Origin of the sequence: Streptomyces sp. 130, assembly GCF_007096885.1 — a bacterium.
Lineage (GTDB): Bacteria > Actinomycetota > Actinomycetes > Streptomycetales > Streptomycetaceae > Streptomyces.
In genome coordinates, this window is sequence record NZ_VJNO01000021.1 from 96,892 (window position 1) to 114,503 (window position 17,612).

Annotated in this window: 11 protein-coding genes; 4 read left to right on the forward strand and 7 right to left on the reverse strand. The window is 74.3% G+C overall.

Annotation, left to right across the window (positions count from 1 at the left end; genetic code table 11):
- The first annotated feature begins 73 nt into the window (after window positions 1-73).
- A complete protein-coding gene (locus FKN01_RS19390) occupies window positions 74-979 on the forward strand; it encodes an SAM-dependent methyltransferase (RefSeq protein WP_143622279.1) in 906 nt (301 codons plus the stop codon).
- Here the strand turns inward: FKN01_RS19390 and FKN01_RS19395 are convergent, their stop codons facing one another.
- Together FKN01_RS19395 and FKN01_RS19400 are read right to left on the reverse strand one after the other, a co-directional pair.
- Window positions 980-4,306: an ATP-dependent DNA helicase gene (locus FKN01_RS19395; protein WP_143622281.1), complete on the reverse strand. Its 3,327-nt coding sequence runs from the start codon at window positions 4,304-4,306 to the stop codon at window positions 980-982.
- Window positions 4,307-4,495: 189 nt separating this feature from the next.
- A complete protein-coding gene (locus FKN01_RS19400) occupies window positions 4,496-4,864 on the reverse strand; it encodes an MGMT family protein (protein ID WP_143622282.1) in 369 nt (122 codons plus the stop codon).
- 230 nt (window positions 4,865-5,094) lie between these two features.
- Here FKN01_RS19400 and FKN01_RS19405 point away from each other — a divergent pair, with 230 nt between their 5' ends.
- The 3 genes from FKN01_RS19405 (at window position 5,095) to FKN01_RS19415 (ending at window position 11,069) form a co-directional block, all read left to right on the forward strand.
- The gene (locus tag FKN01_RS19405; RefSeq protein ID WP_143622284.1) at window positions 5,095-7,812 is read left to right on the forward strand and encodes a lysylphosphatidylglycerol synthase transmembrane domain-containing protein; all 2,718 of its coding nucleotides are present in this window, start codon (window positions 5,095-5,097) and stop codon (window positions 7,810-7,812) included.
- A 76-nt stretch (window positions 7,813-7,888) separates the two neighbouring features.
- On the forward strand, window positions 7,889-9,490 hold the full coding sequence (locus FKN01_RS19410) for an alpha/beta hydrolase (RefSeq protein ID WP_143622286.1): 1,602 nt from the start codon (window positions 7,889-7,891) through the stop codon (window positions 9,488-9,490).
- A gap of 73 nt (window positions 9,491-9,563) precedes the next feature.
- Window positions 9,564-11,069, forward strand: coding sequence for an alpha/beta hydrolase (locus tag FKN01_RS19415; protein ID WP_143622288.1), 1,506 nt, complete (start codon window positions 9,564-9,566; stop codon window positions 11,067-11,069).
- An 81-nt stretch (window positions 11,070-11,150) separates the two neighbouring features.
- Here FKN01_RS19415 and moeZ read toward each other — a convergent pair whose 3' ends face one another.
- From moeZ to FKN01_RS19440, 5 genes are all read right to left on the reverse strand, one after another.
- Window positions 11,151-12,329 (reverse strand): adenylyltransferase/sulfurtransferase MoeZ, encoded by a 1,179-nt coding sequence (gene moeZ, locus FKN01_RS19420; protein WP_143622290.1) that lies wholly within the window; start codon window positions 12,327-12,329, stop codon window positions 11,151-11,153.
- 85 nt (window positions 12,330-12,414) lie between these two features.
- On the reverse strand, window positions 12,415-13,242 hold the full coding sequence (locus tag FKN01_RS19425) for a spherulation-specific family 4 protein (protein WP_143622292.1): 828 nt from the start codon (window positions 13,240-13,242) through the stop codon (window positions 12,415-12,417).
- Entirely contained in the window at window positions 13,230-14,195 is a 966-nt protein-coding gene (locus tag FKN01_RS19430) for an NAD(P)-dependent oxidoreductase (RefSeq protein WP_143622294.1), read from the reverse strand. Before FKN01_RS19430 ends, FKN01_RS19425 begins: the two co-directional genes overlap by 13 nt.
- Before the next feature lie 160 nt (window positions 14,196-14,355).
- Window positions 14,356-15,552 carry a hypothetical protein gene (locus FKN01_RS19435; RefSeq protein ID WP_143622296.1) on the reverse strand — a complete coding sequence of 399 codons (1,197 nt, stop codon included), beginning with the start codon at window positions 15,550-15,552 and terminating at the stop codon, window positions 14,356-14,358.
- Between the two features lie 61 nt (window positions 15,553-15,613).
- On the reverse strand, window positions 15,614-17,374 hold the full coding sequence (locus tag FKN01_RS19440; protein ID WP_143622298.1) for a DUF3492 domain-containing protein: 1,761 nt from the start codon (window positions 17,372-17,374) through the stop codon (window positions 15,614-15,616).
- Window positions 17,375-17,612 lie beyond the last annotated feature (238 nt).

The following is a 17,612-nucleotide window of genomic DNA, read 5'->3' on the forward strand; positions in this document are numbered from 1 at the left end:
CGGTGGCACTCGTCACACCCGGCGGGTCTAAATTGTCTGCTTGTCGCACCAACAGCCTTACGAGGACGGTCATATGAGCGCCGACGCACCCGCCCCTGACGCCACCGAGCTCAGGAAGCGCATCGACACGACGAAGGCGCACCCCGCGCGGGTCTACGACGTCTTCCTCGGCGGCAAGGACAACTACCCGGCCGACCGGGAGGCCGCGGCCATGGCGCTGGCCGCCAATCCGCGCGGCTACCTCACCGTGCGGCACAACCGGGACTTCATGCGGCGGGCGGTCACCCTCGCCGCGAACGACGGCATCCGGCAGTTCCTGGACGTCGGCACCGGGCTGCCGACGCAGGCGAACGTGCACCAGATCGCCCAGGGCATCGCGCCCGAGTCGCGCGTGGTCTACGTGGACAACGACCCGGTGGTCCTCGTGCACGCGCAGGCCCTGCTCACCAGCGGTCCCGAGGGCCGCACCGACTACGTAGAGGCGGATCTGCGCGACCCGGACCGGATTCTGGAGGCCGCCCGCCGCACGCTCGACTTCGACCGCCCGGTGGCCCTGGTCCTCGCGGCCGTGACCCACTTCATCGAGGACGAGACGGCCTACCCGGTGGTGAAGCGGCTGGTGGACGCGCTGGCCCCGGGCAGCGTTCTCGTCCTGAGCAATGTCAGCTCGGACCTCAACCCGGAGCAGGTCGGCAGCATCACCAAGGGCTTCAAGGAGCGCGGCTTCGCCATGGTGCGCCGGTCCTACGCCCAGATGGAACGGTTCGTCACCGACAACGGCCTGGAGCTCCTCGACCCCGGCATCGTCCCCGTGCACCGCTGGCGCCCCGAGCGGGTCGTGGACCTGCCGGAGGCCCGGAATCCGGACCCGGAGTTCGTCGCCGGCCTGGACGAGCTGGACCGTACGCGCTACCAGGACATCAACGACGTCACCGACGCCGACGTCAGTGTCTACGGGCTGGTGGCCCGCAAGCGCTGATCACTCCAGGACGTGCCGGCCCTCCGGCCGCGCGCTGCACGACGCCTTGAAGGAGCAGTGGCCGCAGTGCTGGCCGGTCGTCGGCGTGAACCGCTCGTCCAGCACCCGGCCCGCGGCGGTCGCCAGCAGGTCGGAGACCCACGCGCCGTCCGGCGGCGCCTGCGCCTGCACCTTGGGCGCGGCGTCGCCGCCCTCCTTCTTGGGGGCCGGCTGGCGCAGCTGTACGAGTTCGGCGCCGCCCGGCTCCGGCCGCGTACCGCCGAAGGCGTCGTCGACCGCCCCTTCCCGTACCGCCAGCTGGTAAACGGCGAGCTGGGGGTGGCGGTGGACCTCGTCCCTCGTCGGGGACTGCTTGCCGGTCTTGAAGTCGACCACATAGGCCCGGCCCTCCGCGTCCCGCTCCACGCGGTCCATGGAGCCCCGGATGCGCACCTCGTACTCGCCCGCCTCCAGCGTCACGTCGAAGTCGTGCTCACTGGCGACGGGGGTGCGGCCGGCCCGGTCCATGACGTGCCAGCGCAGGAAGCGTTCGAGGGCGGCGCGGGCCTGCTCCTTCTCCTGGCGCGACTTCCAGGGGGCGTCGAAGACGAGCCCGTCCCAGACCGAGTCGAGCCGTTCCATGAGGACGGCCAGGTCGGCGGGCGTACGGCCGGAGGCCACCTCGTCGGCCAGGACGTGGACCACGTTCCCGAAGCCCTGGGCGGCGGTCGCGGGCGCGTCGGCCTTCACCTCGCGGCCCAGGAACCACTGGAGCGCGCAGGTGTTGGCGAGCTGGTCGAGCGCACTGCCGGAGAGGGTGACCGGCCGGTCCCGGTCGCGCAGCGGCACGGCCGAGCGGGTCGGCTCGTACAGGCCCCACCAGCGGTACGGGTGCGCGGCCGGTACGAGCGGCTGGCCGTCGTCGTCGGTGAGCGCCGCGAGCCGGGCTAGGCGGCGGGCGGCCTCCTCGCGCAGCGCGTCGGACGCGGCCGGGTCGACGGTGGTGGCGCGCAGCTCGGCGACGAGCGCGGCGACGGACAGCGGGCGGCGCGGGCGGCCGGTGACGTCGCGGGGCTCGACGCCCAGCTCGGCGAGGAAGCGGGAGGGCTGGTCGCCGTCGTCGGCGGGGGCCTTCACCGCCGTGACGACCAGGCGGTCGCGGGCGCGGGTCGCCGCCACGTAGAACAGCCGCCGCTCCTCGGCGAGGAGGGCGCCGGGCGTCAGTGGTTCGGCGAGCCCGTCGCGGCCGATCCGGTCCGCTTCGAGCAGCGAACCCCGGCGGCGCAGGTCCGGCCAGAGCCCTTCCTGGACGCCCGCCACGACGACGAGGCGCCACTCCAGGCCCTTGGAGCGGTGGGCGGTCATCAGCCGGACGGCGTCCGGGCGGACCGCGCGGCGGGAGAGGGTGTCGGCCGCGATGTCCTGCGCGTCGACCTCCTCCAGGAAGTTGAGCGCGCCCCGGCCGCCGGTGCGCTCCTCGGCGCGGGCGGCGGTCTCGAACAGCGCGCACACCGCGTCGAGGTCCCGGTCCGCGTTGCGCCCGGCGGTGCCCCCGCGCAGGGCCGCCCGCTCCAGCCGGCCCGGCCACGGGGTGCCGGACCACAGCGACCAGAGGGCCTCCTCGGCGGTGCCGCCCGCCTCCAGCAGCTCGCGGGCGGTACGCAGGAGCGCGCCGAGGCGCTGGGCGCCCCGGGCGTACGACGGGTCGTGCGTCACCAGGCGCTCCGGCTCGGCGAGCGCCCGGGCCAGCAGCTCACCGGAGGGCGCGGGCACCTTGTTCCCGGCGGCGCGCTCCTCGTCCCGCAGGGCGCGGCCGAGGCGGCGCAGGTCGGCGGCGTCCATCGCGCCGAGCGGCGAGGCGAGCAGGGCCAGCGCGGTCTCGGTGTCCAGCCAGGGGGCGTCCGTCCCCTCGGAAGCCGTACCCCGCACCGCCGCCTCCGCCACCGCGCGCAGCGCCGTCAGGAGCGGGCCCACCGCCGGTTCGTGGCGCAGGGCCAGGTCGTCGCCGTCGACCTCCAGAGGGACGCCCGCCGAGGTCAGGGCCCGGCGCAGGGAGGGCAGCGTGCGGCCGCCGGCCCGGACGAGCACCGCCATCTCGGACCACGGCACCCCGTCCTCCAGGTGCGCCCGGCGCAGCAGGTCCGCGATGTTCTCCAGCTCCGTTGAGGCGGTCGGGTAGGTGTACACCTCGACGGAGCCGCCCTCGCGGACCGCGCCCAGTTCGCGGTGGGCGCGGACCTTCGCGGACGGCAGCCGGGTGAGCGGCATCCGCCGGGTGAGCAGCCGGGTGGCGGCGAGCAGCCGGTCGCCGGAGCGGCGCGAGGTGGTGAGGACGCCGACCGGGGCCGGGGCGCCGTCCGCCCGCCGGAAGGTCTCCGGGAAGTCGAGGATGCCGTTCACATCGGCGCCCCGGAACGCGTAGATCGACTGGTCCGGGTCACCGAAGGCGACCAGGTCGCGCCCGCCGCCGCCCTCCGGGGTGCTGCCCCGGTTGCCGGCCAGCGCGTGCAGCAGCCGTACCTGGGCGGGGTCCGTGTCCTGGTACTCGTCCACGAAGACCGCGTCGTACGCCCCCGCCAGCTGGGCCGAGACCTCGGGGCGCTCCGCGAGCAGCACCGCCCGGTGCACCAGCTCCGCGTAGTCCAGCACGCCCTGGGCGTCCAGCACGTCGAGGTATTCGGCGAGGAAGCGGGCGGCGGCGCCCCAGTCGGGCCGGCCGGTGCGCTCGGCGAAGGCGGCGAGGGCGTCCGCGCCGAGACCCAGCTCACGGCTGCGGGCGAGCACCGCGCGCACCTCGTCGGCGAAGCCGCGCGTGGTCAGGCAGGCGCGCAGCTCGTCGGGCCAGCTGATGTGCGGGCGCCCCTCCTTCTCCAGTTCGAGCTGGCCGGCCAGGAGGTCGCGGACGGTCACGTCCTGCTCGGGCCCGGACAGCAGCCGCAGCGGGTTCGCGAAGAGGTCGGCGTCCTGGTGGGCGCGGACCAGGGCGTAGCAGAAGGAGTGGAAGGTGGTGGCCTGCGGCCCCCGGGCGGCGCCGAGCCGGGCGGCCATCCGGTCGCGCAGTTCGACGGCGGCCTTGCGGCTGAAGGTGAGGACCAGCAGGCGGGCCGGGTCGGCCCCCCGGGCGATGCGCGCGGCGACGGCTTCGACGAGCGTCGTCGTCTTGCCCGTACCGGGCCCGGCGAGGACCAGGAGCGGGCCGCCGGGGTGGTCAACCACGGCGCGCTGCGCCGCGTCCAGGAGAGGGGGCTCCACCGAACCCGGCAGGGTGCGCACCAGCCGGTACGGGCCCGGGGTCCCCGGCCGTGCGTGGCGGTGAGGACTGTGCCGGGTGGTGGAGGAGGTGCTCACGTGGGTTCGCCGGTCCTGGTGGGTGTACGGGTGAGGGCGCGGCGTCCGCCGCGAACTGAAGACGCTACTCCGACGCGCCCCCCGAATGCGGCGGGACGGCTGCGGGGATCGTCACGTTCTTCCCGCCGCGCCCCGCGCGCACCGTACGGACCAGGCTCCGCCCGATCCGCCGCCGCATGGCCGAAGCTGTCAGGTGTGAGCTCCCCCACCGCCGCCCGTCACGCCGTCCCATCGCGCGCGCCGCATGTCCAGGCGCGGGAGGTGGCCCTCCGCGCTCGCCGGGGCCTCGCGCAGCGGGGTGTTCTCCGCGCGGTAGTGGTCCAGGGCGCGCAGCTCGTGGCCGGGCAGCAGCCTGCCGTCGGAGCGCACCACGCGCCACCACGGCACCGCGCTCCCGTACAGCGCCATGACCCGGCCGACCTGGCGCGGGCCGCCCTCGTCCAGCCACTCCGCGACATCGCCGTACGTCATCACGCGGCCGGGCGGGATCAGGTCGGCGACGTCGAGCACGCGCTCCGCGTACTCGGGCAGCGCGTCGCCCGTCGGGTGTTCGCTCATCCGCCCCATCCTGCCGCACACCACCGACAGCGCGGCGCGTCACGGCCCGTGGGTGTCCGTGCGCACACGCAGCGTGCGCACGCCGGGAAAGGAGCGTATGTTGCGCATCGCACGCCCCCGCATCACCCCCTGATGCCCCCTTGCGCCCATCGGCCGTGCCACCATCATGCGGGCGGTGACCGGTGATACGAGAACACGAAGACCAATCAGAGGCGACGAAGGAGCAGGGCGTGCAGCCACCGAAGGCGGCCGACGCCTCCGATGCCGAACCGCGTCCGGACAGAGCCCGGCGGGAGCCGGGCACGGACGCGGAGACTCCGGCCGGATCGACCCTCGCCGGCTCCGACGAGACGCAGGCCGAGCGCGTCTCCGGTGACGAACCCCTGCTGCCCGCCCGTGTGCACCGCCCCTCCGACCTGCTGCGCCTGCTCATCGGGGTGCTGGCGGTCGTCGTGCTGTTCTCCGTCGCCGCGTTCGCCCACGGCACCACCACCGGTCTCGAAGAGGACATCAACAAGGGCACCGGACAGGCCCCCGACCTGCTGATCAAGATCGCCGGACTGGTCTCCAGCATCGCGGTGCTCCTCGTCCCGGTCGCCTTCGCCATCGAGCGGCTGATCAAACGCGACGGGCTGCGGATCGCCGACGGGGTGCTGGCCGCCGTGCTGGCGCACGGCGTGACGCTGGCCACGGACCTATGGGTCGCCAAGTCCGCTTCCGGCACCATCCGGGACGCGCTGACCCAGCCGCAGCCCGGCGCCGCGGTCACCGATCCGGTGCACGGCTACCTCGCTCCCGTGATCGCGTACATGACGGCGGTCGGCATGGCGAGACGGCCGCGCTGGCGGGTCGTGCTCTGGGTGGTGCTGCTGCTCGACGCCTTCGCGATGCTGGTCGGCGGCTATACGACCCCGTTCTCCATCGTGCTCACGGTGCTGATCGGCTGGACGGTGGCGTACGGCACGCTGTACGCGGTCGGCTCGCCGAACGTCCGCCCGACCGGGCAGCACCTGATGGCCGGTCTGCGGCACGTCGGCTTCCGGCCGGTCACCGCGATGCGGGCCGAGGACGCGCCCGACTCCGGGGACCAGAGCGACCGGGGGCGCCGCTATCAGGTCTCCCTGGAGGACGGGCCACCGCTCGACGTGACCGTGGTGGACCGCGAGCAGCAGGCCCAGGGGTTCTTCTACCGGGTGTGGCGCAGGCTCACCCTGCGCGGCATCACCCAGCGGCGGTCCATCCAGTCGCTGCGCCAGGCGCTGGAGCAGGAGGCGCTGCTCGCGTACGCGGCGATCGCCGCCGGTGCCAACGCGCCGAAGCTCATCGCCACCTCCGAGCTCGGCCCGGACGCCGTGATGCTGGTCTACGAGCACATCGGCGGCCGGTCGCTGGACGCCCTGGCGGACACCGAGATCACCGACGATCTGGTGCGCGGGGCGTGGGAGCAGGTCAAGGCCCTCCAGTCGCGCCGGATCGCGCACCGCAGGCTCACGGGTGACGCCATACTGGTGGATCGTTTCGGCAAGGTGTTCGTCACCGACCTGCGCGGCGGCGAGATCGCGGCCGGTGACCTGGTCCTGCGGATGGACGTCGCGCAGCTGCTCACCACCACCGGGCTGCGGGTGGGCCCCGAGCGGGCCGTGGCCGCCGCGCTCGCCGTGCTCGGCCCCGACGCGGTCGCCGACTGCCTGCCGCTGCTCCAGCCGATCGCGCTCAGCCGCTCCACCCGGGCGCAGCTGCGCCGGCTCGCCCGGGAACGCTCCCAGCGCGAGCGCGAGGCCGTCCTCGAAGCGTCGGACGCGGCCAAGCGCGCCCGGGCCGAGGAGGCGGAGCTGTCCAGGAGCGGGGAGCGCAAGAACGCCCGCAAGTCGCTGCGCACGGAGAAGCAGGCCGAGAAGCGGGCCATGGACGACGCCCTCGAAGAGGTGCGCGAGGAGGACCTGCTCTCCCAGATCCGCCGCGAGGTCCTGCTGATCCGGCCGCAGGCGCCGGTCGAGCCGGTCCGCCTGGAGCGCATCAAGCCGCGCACCCTGATCAGCTTCATCGCCGGTGCCATCGCCGCGTACTTCCTGATCTCGCAGGTCACCGAGGCCGACTTCGGGGCGGTCGTCGAGCAGGCGGAGTGGGGCTGGGTGGCCGCCGCGCTCGGCTTCTCGGCGCTGAGTTACGTGGCCGCCGCGATGAGCCTGCTGGGCTTCGTGCCCGAGCGGGTGTCGTTCGGCCGGACCGTCCTCGCGCAGGTCGCCGGGTCGTTCGTGAAGATCGTGGCGCCGGCGGCGGTCGGCGGGGTGGCGCTGAACACCCGCTTCCTCCAGCGCTCCGGGGTCCGGCCCGGTCTCGCGGTGGCGAGCGTGGGCGCGTCCCAGCTGTTCGGTCTCGGCTGCCACATCCTGCTGCTGGGCGCCTTCGGCTATCTGACCGGCACCGAGAAGACGCCCTCCTCGCTCACCCCGTCCAGGACCGTGATCGCCGGGCTGCTGACGGTCGCCGTGCTGGTCCTCGTGGTCACCGCCATCCCGTTCCTGCGGAAGTTCGTGGTGACCCGGGTGCGGTCGCTGTTCGCCGGGGTCGTTCCCCGCATGCTCGACGTGGTGCAGCGCCCGCAGAAGCTGCTCACCGGGATCGGCGGGATGCTGCTGCTGACCGGTGTCTTCGTGATGTGCCTGGACGCCTCGGTCCGGGCGTTCAGCGGACCGGACACCCCGCACCTCAGCTACGCGAGCATCGCCGTGGTCTTCCTCGCCGGCAACGCGCTCGGCTCGGCCGCGCCGACGCCGGGCGGCATGGGCGCCGTGGAGGGCGCGCTGACGCTGGGTCTGATCGCGGTCGGGCTGCCCAAGGAGGTCGCCGCCCCGGCCGTGCTGCTGTTCCGGCTGATGACCCTGTGGCTGCCGGTCCTTCCCGGCTGGCTGTGCTTCAACCACCTCACGCGCAAGGGACAGCTGTGACCGACCTGCGTGCACGGGCCACCCACTTGGACCGGCACCCCGTGCGCGCGCCCCGGCGCCGCCGCAGCATGGAGCGATGAGGACCTCCCCTGCCCTGCGCGCCGCGGCCCTCGCCGCCACCGTGACCGTGCTGCTCCCCCTCGCCGGCTGTGCGGACGGCGGTGACGAGGAACCCACCGGCCCGACGAACCGGGCCCGCGCGGCGAACGCCGCCACCGGCAGCCCGTCGACCGGCCTCGCCGCCCAGAAGCTGACGTGGAAGAAGTGCCCCGCGCCTTCCCAGGCCCAGGGCGGTGGAAACCCGCCGTCCCCGCTGCCCGGCGGGGCGAACTGGGAGTGCGCCTCCATGAAGGCCCCCCTCGATTACGCGAAGCCGGACGGCGACACCATCGAGCTGGCGCTCATCCGCGCGAAGGCGATCAGCCCGAAGAAGCGGATCGGCTCGCTCATCTTCAACTTCGGCGGGCCCGGCGGCTCGGGCGTCGCCACCCTGCCCGCGTTCGGTACGGCGTACGACAAGCTGCGCGCCCGGTACGACCTGGTGAGCTTCGACCCGCGCGGAGTGGGGAACAGCGACGGCGTCGAGTGCGAGACCGACAAGCAGCTGGACGCCCGCTACCAGGAGGACGGCACCCCGGACGACGCGGCGGAGGAGAAGGCGTTCGTCCAGGACACCAAGAGGTTCGCCGCCGCCTGCGAGAAGCGGTCCGGCGAGCGGCTCCCGTACGTCGGCACCACCAACGCCGCCCGCGACATGGACTTGATGCGCCAGGTGCTCGGCGACGACAAGCTGTACTACTTCGGCATCTCGTACGGCACCGAGCTGGGCGGCGTCTACGCGCACCTCTTCCCCAAGAAGGTCGGGCGGGCGGTCCTGGACGCGGTGGTCGACCCCACCGAGGACGCCGAGGAGTCCTCGCTGAGCCAGGCCAAGGGCTTCCAGCTCGCCCTGGACAACTTCACCGAGGACTGCGCGGACCGGGGTGACGCCTGCAAGCTGCCCGGGTCCGACGCGAAGGAGATCGAGCAGGGCATCTCCTCCCTGCTGGACCAGCTGGAGAAGAAGCCCATCAAGGGCATCGGCGCCCGCGAGCTGACCGAGACCCAGGCCACCACCGGCATCGCGGCGGCCCTCTACTCCAAGGAGACCTGGCCGCTGCTGGAACAGGGTGTGGACGAGGCGGACGGCGGGAACGGCTCCCTGCTCCTGGCGCTCGCCGACTCCCTCAACGGCCGCTCCGAGGACGGACGGTACGACAACTCCGCCGCCGCCTACTCCGCGATCAGCTGCGCCGACTCGCGCGAGCGGTTCACGCTGGAGCAGACGAAGGCGAAGCTCCCCGCGTTCCGCGACGCCTCCCCGGTCTTCGGGAACTACCTGGGCTGGGGCCTGATGGGCTGCACCGACTGGCCGGTCAAGGGCACCTGGAAGACCCCCGACGTCAGCGCCCCCGGCGCCGCCCCCATCCTCGTCATCGGCAACACCGGCGACCCGGCGACCCCGTACGAGGGCGCCCAGGCGATGGCCGAGGAGCTGGGCGAGGGCGTCGGCGTGGAGATGACGTACAAGGGCCAGGGGCACGGCGCGTACAACAGCGGCGACGCCTGCGTGCAGAAGGCGGTCGGCGGCTATCTGCTCGACGGCAAGGTCCCGGAGGCCGGCACGGTCTGCGGCTGACCGCCCGCCGGGTGCCCCCCCTACGATGGGCGGACTGCCGTACCGGCAGCGCTCGACGGGGAGGAAGGCACACGTGGCCGCACACGCACGGGCCGGGGCACTGGCCGCCGCCGCACTGCTGCTGACGGGGGCACTCGCGGGCTGCGAGGACGGTACGGACGACAAGCCGGGCACGCGGGCGGCCGGCTCCCCCGCCACGCAGCGCCCGGACTGGACCCGTTGCGAGGCTCCCGAGGGCGGTGAGGCACCGGGCTCCGAGTGGCGCTGCGCGACGGTGCAGGTGCCGCTGGACTACGCGAAGCCGAAGGGCGAAACGATCGGCATCGCCCTGATCCGCAAGGAGGCCACGGACCGGGGCAAGCGCCTGGGCTCGATGCTCTTCGACTTCGGCGGGCCCGGCGGCTCGGGCGTCTCCATACTGCCGCGCGCCGCCTCCGGGTACGCCGCCCTCAACTCCCGTTACGACCTGGTGGGCTTCGACCCGCGCGGGGTGGCAAGGAGCTCCGGGGTGCGGTGCCGCGACGACAAGGCGCAGGGGAAGGCGTACCAGAATGTGGACATGACGCCGGACACGGCGGCCGAGGAGAAGGCGTTCATGGCGGACGGCGCCGACTTCGGGGCCGGCTGCGCCCGCCTGTCCGGCAAGATCCTCCCGCACGTCGGCACGACGAACGCCGCCCGCGACATGGACCTGATCCGCCAGGCCCTCGGGGACGAGAAGCTGACGTACTTCGGCATGTCGTACGGCACCGAGCTGGGCGGCACGTACGCCCATCTCTTCCCGGAGCGCGTGGGACGTACGGTCCTGGACGCGGTCGTCGACCCGACCGCGGACTCCACCGGGCACGCGCGCAATCAGGCGACCGGCTTCCAGCGGGCGCTGGAGAACTACCTCGAGGACCGCGGCGAGGACCCGGAGGCGGGCTCCCGGCGGATCGCGGCGCTGCTGAAGCGGATCGACGCCGAGCCGCTGCCGACCGGCACGGACCGCGAGCTCAACGAGTCGCTGGCGATCACCGGCATCGTGACCCCCCTCTACTCGAAGGACAGCTGGCCCGCCCTCACCCGCGCCCTGGACGAGGCGGAGGAGGGCAGCGGCGGCATGCTGCTCCAGCTCGCCGACTCGTACAACGGCCGCGACGAGAACGGCCACTACGACACCCAGAACCACTCGCAGCGGGCCATCTCCTGCGCGGACGGCAAGGGGCGGCCCACGGCGGCCGAGGCGAGGGCGCTGCTGCCCGAGTTCGAGAAGCTGTCCCCGGTGTTCGGCCCGTTCCTGGCCTGGGACACGGCGGGCTGGTGCTCCGGCTGGCCGGTGGCCGGCGAGCACGACGACCCGGAGGTGAGCGCTCCGGGCGCCGGTCCGATCCTGGTCGTGGGGACGACGGGGGACCCGGCCACGCCGTACGAGGGCGCCCGCCGGATGGCGGACGAGCTGGGCGAGGGCGTCGGCGTGCTGCTCTCCAACGAGGGCGAGGGGCACGGCGCGTACGGCGGCAACAGCTGTGTGACGTCGACCGTGGACTCGTACTTCCTGGACGGGAAGGTCCCGGCGGACGGCAAGACCTGCTCGTGACCAGGGCCACGAGCGCCGAAGGGGCCGGTCCGCGCGATGCGGACCGGCCCCTTGCGAGCGTGCCGAGTGGAGCCGGACGTTCTAGTAGACCGGCTTCTCGGGCTCGATCTGGTTGACCCAGCCGATCACGCCGCCGCCCACGTGGACCGCGTCGGCGAAGCCCGCCGACTTGAGGACCGCGAGGACTTCCGCACTGCGGACACCCGTCTTGCAGTTCAGGACGATGCGCTTGTCCTGCGGGAGGTCCTGGAGGGCGTTGCCCATCAGGAACTCGTTCTTCGGGATCAGCCGGGAGCCCGGGATCGCGACGATCTCGTACTCGTTCGGCTCGCGGACGTCGATGATCTCGATCTTCTCGTCGCCGTCGATCCACTCCTTGAGCTGCTTCGGAGTGATGGTCGACCCGGCCGCCGCCTCCTGCGCCTCCTCCGACACGACGCCGCAGAAGGCCTCGTAGTCGATGAGCTCGGTGACGGTGGGGTTCTCGCCGCAGACCGCGCAGTCGGGGTCCTTGCGCACCTTGACCTGGCGGTACTGCATCTCCAGGGCGTCGTAGATCATCAGCCGGCCGACCAGCGGGTCGCCGATGCCGGCGAGCAGCTTGATGGCCTCGTTGACCTGGATCGAGCCGATGGAGGCGCAGAGCACACCGAGGACGCCGCCCTCGGCGCAGGACGGGACCATGCCCGGCGGGGGCGGCTCCGGGTAGAGGCAGCGGTAGCAGGGGCCGTGCTCGGACCAGAACACGGACGCCTGGCCGTCGAAGCGGTAGATCGAGCCCCAGACGTAGGGCTTGTTCAGCAGGACCGCGGCGTCGTTGACGAGATAGCGGGTGGCGAAGTTGTCCGTGCCGTCCACGATCAGGTCGTACTGGGAGAAGATGTCCATCACGTTGTCGGCTTCCAGCCGCTCCTCGTGAAGGACCACGTTGACCAGGGGGTTGATGCCCTGGACCGTCTCCTTGGCCGACTGGGCCTTGGACTTGCCGATGTCACCCTGGCTGTGGATGACCTGGCGCTGCAGGTTCGACTCGTCTACCTCGTCGAACTCCACGATGCCGAGCGTGCCGACACCGGCGGCGGCCATGTACATCAGGGCCGGCGAACCGAGGCCGCCGGCGCCGACACAGAGCACCTTCGCGTTCTTCAGCCGCTTCTGCCCGTCCATCCCGACATCCGGGATGATCAGGTGGCGGGAGTACCTGCGGACCTCGTCGACGGTGAGCTCAGCAGCTGGCTCGACCAGGGGTGGCAGCGACACAGGAACCTCAACAATGCAGGTGGTCGGTTTCTACGTACTTCGACTACGTACGGTTGTTCTTCCGGTAACACTGCCACGCCCCTTCTCATTCCGAGATACCAGGTCCGATCCGCGAGACGATTTCGTCCCAGTACCTGGGCAGTGCCGCGAATGGGTCGCTTCGTCCGTGACCGTTCCCCGATCCGGTCCGTCCGCCGCGGTCCGTGAAGAAGATCGTCCCGGCGCCCTGCCAGCGGGCGATCCGCATCGCCTCCTCCAGGTGCGTGCGCGGAACGCCGTGCACGAAGTGTGCGAAGCGGCCGGGCGGGTAGGCCGCGGTCCACTCCGCCACCTGCGACCAGCGGTAGTCGCTCCACGCGCCCCGGAACGTGACGAGCTGGTCGCCGGTCTCCGCGTAGCCGGGGTACGGATGGGTGTCGTGCCCCAGCACGAGGTGGCCGTCGTCCTTCCCGAGGAGGGCCCGCAGGGCGCCGGCGAGCCGGCGGACGGCCGGCAGCTCGGCGCGGCCGGCCGGGCAGCGGTCCAGGTAGAAGCCGTCCACCCGGTACCAGTCCAGGTAGGAGCGGGCGTCGGCGAGCAGTTCCCCGAACGGCCGGGTGCCGTGGGCGAGGTCGAGCTGTCCGAGCAGCCTGCCGCCGGACGCCCGTACGGCGTCGAGCGGGCCCCCTTCGCGCAGCGCCCGGGCGCGGGCGTCGCGGAGCCGGCCGGCCGCCTCCAGACAGTGCGGGTCGGGCCTGCTGCCGGGGCCGTTGTCGATGTTGAGGACGGCCCAGTGCAGGGGGGTCCCGGGGCGGGTCAGCTCGGCCCACTCGGCGGGGGCGAGCAGCGGATGGGCGTAGCCGGGGACGCCGAAGCCGAGCCGGTCGGCCCCGCTGGCGCGCCGGGCGGTGCCGGTGCTGGTCAGATGCGGCACGCCGCCTCCATCCAGATGTCCGCGAGCGACTCCTCCAGATTGATCCGGGGGCGCCAGCCGAGCCGGTCCCGCGCGGTGCGGACGTCGGCCTGCTGCCAGGCGCCGCAGCCGTCCGGGTACGGGGACGGGGTGGCCGAGAGGTGTTCGATGACCGACTCGGCGGAGGTGCGGGGCGCGCCGATGGGGAGGCGGGCGGGGGGCGTGTCCAGCTCGTGGAGCGCGCCGGCGTATCCGGCGACCTTGGCGAGGACGGCCGCCGCGTCGCGCAGCCGGACGGCCCGGCCGGTGCCGATGTTGACGACGCCCTGCGCGGCGGAGAGCGAGGCGGCGTGCACGGCCCGCGCCACGTCGCGCACGTCCACGAAGTCCCGCTGCACGCCCAGGCCGCTGAGCTTCAGCTCGCCGTCCCCGGCCTGCATGGTGCGGCGCATCGCCTCGGCGAGCCGGCCGAGCGGGGAACCGGCCGGGGTGCCGGGGCCGACCGGTGAGAAGACCCGCAGGACGACCGCGTCGAGGCCGGAGCCGAGGACGAGCTCGGTGGCGGCGAGCTTGCTGACGCCGTACGGGCCGCCGGGGCGCGGGATGGCGTCCTCGGCGGTGGAGGACCCGGGCTGCGAGGGTCCGTACTCCGAGGCGCAGCCGACCTGGACCAGGCGGGCGGTGCAGCGGCTGCGCCGCATCGCCTCGCAGACGGTGGCGACGGCGACGGTGTTGTGCCGGGTGAGGTCGCGCGCGCCGCCCCGGGTCGCGCCGGCGCAGTTGACGACGACCCCGGGATGGACGGCGTCCAGGAAGCGGGTGAGCGCTCCGGGGCTGCCGGTCGCGAGGTCGAACCGCACATCGGCGTCGTCGCCGCGGCCGAGGGCCGTGAGGTGGACGGCGGGGTCGGCGAGCAGCCGGTCGGCCACGAACCGGCCGATGAATCCGTTGGCCCCGAGCAGCAGCACCCTCATCGCGCACCGCCCCGGCCTGAGGGCCGACGGCGGGCTGCCGGTGCGGGGGATTGGCGGGTCATGTCGGTGTCTCCTTGAGGGCTGTTCCGTACGTCTCGGTGCGCACGGTTCGGGTGGTACGGCCCGCGGCGTCGGCTCCGCGGGGGGCTCGGGGGCCGCCTCAGGGGGCGGCGTGGGCGGATGCCCGGGTGAGGGCGAGGACGGCGGTGACCAGCAGGCCGAGCGCGGCGGTGCCGCAGGCCAGTACGGGCACGGCCCCGGGGCCCGCCGCCTCGGTCAGCGCCTCGACGGGGCGGGCGACCGCGTCCAGCCCCGGCAGCCGCCCGGCCAGGATCAGGGCCGGGGCCGCGGCCTCCATGGCGCAGGCGGCGGCGAGTCCGGTGGCGGCGGGTTCGGGGAAGCCGTGGACGGTCAGGAGGCGGGCCAGCAGGAGCAGCACCCCGAGGGCAGCGGCCCCGGCCGGTGAGCCGCCGGGGCCGAAGCCGAGCCGGGCCAGGTACAGCAGCGCGGCGAGGGCGCAGACGAAGAGCGCGACGACGCCGAACAGCAGGGGGCGCACACCCGCCCCGAACTCCTCCAGCGCGTGGCTGCCGTGCAGTCGGCGGTGCGCGGACAGGGCGAAGAGGTGCGCGCACCAGGCGGCCGGGGCCACCGCTGCGGCGAGCCCCAGCAGGGGTGCCGGAGTCAGTGTCCAGGGGCCTTCGGGGCCGCCGCTGAGGACTTGGTGGAGCAGGTCCTCGCCGTAGAGCACGTAGCCGAGGAGCCAGCAGGCGCAGAGCGCGGCGGCGCCGGACGAGCCCGCCCCGTCCCGGGCGCCGAGCGGGCCGGTGCGCAGGGCGAGCGCCAGGCCGACGAGCGCGAGGAGCGTCCCGGTGGAGCCGATCGCCAGCCGGGCGTCGCCGCCGAGCACCCCGTCGGCCAGCCCGAGCACGACGAGGGTCGCGAGGCAGGCGGCGCCGGGCAGCATGGCGCGCAGGGACCAGGCGGCGCGCGTGGTGACGTCGCGCGCCGGAGCGGGGCCGGTCGCGGCGGGCTCCCCCGCGACCGCCGGGACCCGTGCGAAGAGCTCCTCGGCGAGTGAGAACACGTCGCGGTGCCGGTAGCGGGCGGCGGTGCGGTCGGTGACCCCGTGGGCCTCCAGGCCGGCGGCGATCTCCAGCGGGTCGACGGCCCGTTCGCACAGTTCCCGGTGGCGGTGCATGAGCGCCCGCACCGGGTCGGCGGTCCCCCGCCGCCCGATGACGTCGCCGCGGAGGGGGAGGTGGGCGTGCGCCACTTCGGGGGCGCGCGGGGGTGCGTCCCCGGCTCCGGCGTCGGCCGCCGGGGCGGCGTCCCCCTGATCGCCCTCGCGGCTCATCGTCGTTCCTCCGTGGTGCTGCCCGCCTGGTGCCGGGGCGGGCGGGCCCGGCGTCTCGTGGCTACGCATCGGCGCTCCCCGCGCCCGCCCAGCTGGGGGTGCGATCGACGTGCTCCCGTCCGGGGGGTTCCGGCCAGTGGCCGAGGACGTGGGCCTCCGGAGGGGTGGCGAAGGGGCGCGGGCCGTCGTGGGTGGCCGGCGGCGGACTCTCGCGTACCGGCGCCCGTGCGATCAGCTCCAGGTAGATGCCGTGGAAGGCGGCGAGATTCTGTTCGACGGAGAAGAGTTCGAGCGCCCGGGCGCGCGCCGCCGCGCCCAGGCGTGCACGGCGCTCGGGGTCGCGCAGGAGCGCGACGCAGGCGTCCGCGAGTGCCCTGGGGTTGCGCGGCGGGACCACGAGGCCCGTGCCGCCGATGACCTCGACCACCGCGCCCACGTCCGTCGACACCGTGGCCCGGCCGCAGAACATGGCCTCGACCAGGCTGATCGGGAAGCCCTCGGCGACGCTGGAGAGCACCACGACACCGCCCGCCGCGTACGCCCGGGCCAGCTCCGGGACCTCGGGCCCGCCGATCTCCTCGAAGGCGACGGCGTCCTCCTCGGGGAAGAGCTCGCCGGCCAGCGTGCGGCAGCGGGCCAGGTAGGCGGCGCCCGCCGGGCCCGGGGCCGGGGCGCCGATGATCCGCAGCCGGGCCCCCGGCTCGGCGACGCGCACCTCGGCGAAGGCGTGCAGGAGGCCGGCCAGGTCCTTGGCGGGCTCGATGCGGCCGACCCAGGCGAGCGTGTCGGGCCCGCCGTCGCCCTCGCTCTCGCCGAGCGCGGCGAACCGGGACGCGTCCATGCCCGGGTACACGGTGCGCACCCTCGCGGGGTCGGCACCGCAGCGCTCCTGCCAGCGGCGGGCGTGGGTGTTGCCGGTGGTGATGAGCGCGGCCTGCCGGTACACCTCGGTGGCGAGCCGCCGGTGCAGGTTCGCGAGGAGGGCGCGCACCGGCGCGCTGACCGGCGCACCGTCCGAGGAGAGGTAGTGCGCCCGGACCCGGACGGAGTGCTCGGTGACCAGCAGCGGCACCCCGAAGAAGCGTTTGGCCAGCAGACCCGGCAGGGCGGCGGCACCGCCCGCCGTCGCGTGACAGAGGTCCACCGCGCCGAGGCCGTCCTCCTCGTACCAGTCGAGCGAGAGGGGGCGCAGCACCCGGTCCAGCTCGGCGGCGAAGGCGAGCAGGTCGGTGACGGTGGCGGTCTGCACGGTGCGTCCGGTGCCGGGCGCCCGGCAGGCGGCCTCCAGGATGCGCACGGCCGTCTCGGAGCGCAGGGCGGCGGGCAGTCCGCCGTGTTCCCAGGCGAGTTCGGCGAGGCCGTAGAGCCCGCGGGTGAACCGCTCGTCCGCGAGCCGGGGTCCGGCGCCGCCCCGCGCAGGGTCGCCCGGCGCGGGGCCGGCCTGCGTGTCCGTGCCGCCGCGCTCGCTGCCCGCGGCGGCGCAGACGGAGGCCGCGAGGTCCGCGAAGTGCGCGGCGAAGCGCCGCCGTTCGCGCCGGGCGTAGGTGCGCGCGCCCCCGCCGGTCAGCAGCCGGGCCAGCGGTCCCCGGGGGGCGTGCAGCCCGAGGGTGTCGTCGTCGGCGGTCCACAGGGGCGCGGTGCGCACACCGGCGACCTGGGGAGGGAGCAGGACCCGGCCCGCCGCTTCCTGTTCGGCGGAGCGGCTGAGCGCGAAGAGGTCGAACTCGTGCTGGGCGAGCCCGCGCACGAGCCGGTCGCACCAGAGCCTGGACTCACCGGTCGCGTACGGATAACCACCGTCGGTGAGCAGTCCGATCCGCACGAGCGCACCCCCGATCTCCCTTGTGAGCGGCCGCCGTTCCTTCGGCGACTCGCGGCGGGACGACCGTAAGCGGATACGCCGGTGGGGGGGGGGGGGGGGGGGGGGGGGGGGGGCGGGGGGGGGGGGGGGGGGGGGGGGGGGGGGGGGGGGGGGGGGGCCCGCGGGGTCGCCGCCGTCGTGATGTGCGCCACCTGTGCGTCCGGCGGCGGTCGCCCGGTCGCGCTCGGCCTTACGCTGA

Excerpts from the sequence above, each read along its gene's own strand:
- FKN01_RS19430 (WP_143622294.1), bottom strand. The coding sequence starts at position 14,195 with ATGAGGGTGCTGCTGCTCGGGGCCAACGGATTCATCGGCCGGTTCGTG.
- FKN01_RS19410 (WP_143622286.1), top strand. The coding sequence starts at position 7,889 with ATGAGGACCTCCCCTGCCCTGCGCGCCGCGGCCCTCGCCGCCACCGTG.
- FKN01_RS19400 (WP_143622282.1), bottom strand. The coding sequence starts at position 4,864 with ATGAGCGAACACCCGACGGGCGACGCGCTGCCCGAGTACGCGGAGCGC.
- FKN01_RS19435 (WP_143622296.1), bottom strand. The coding sequence starts at position 15,552 with ATGAGCCGCGAGGGCGATCAGGGGGACGCCGCCCCGGCGGCCGACGCC.
- FKN01_RS19390 (WP_143622279.1), top strand. The coding sequence starts at position 74 with ATGAGCGCCGACGCACCCGCCCCTGACGCCACCGAGCTCAGGAAGCGC.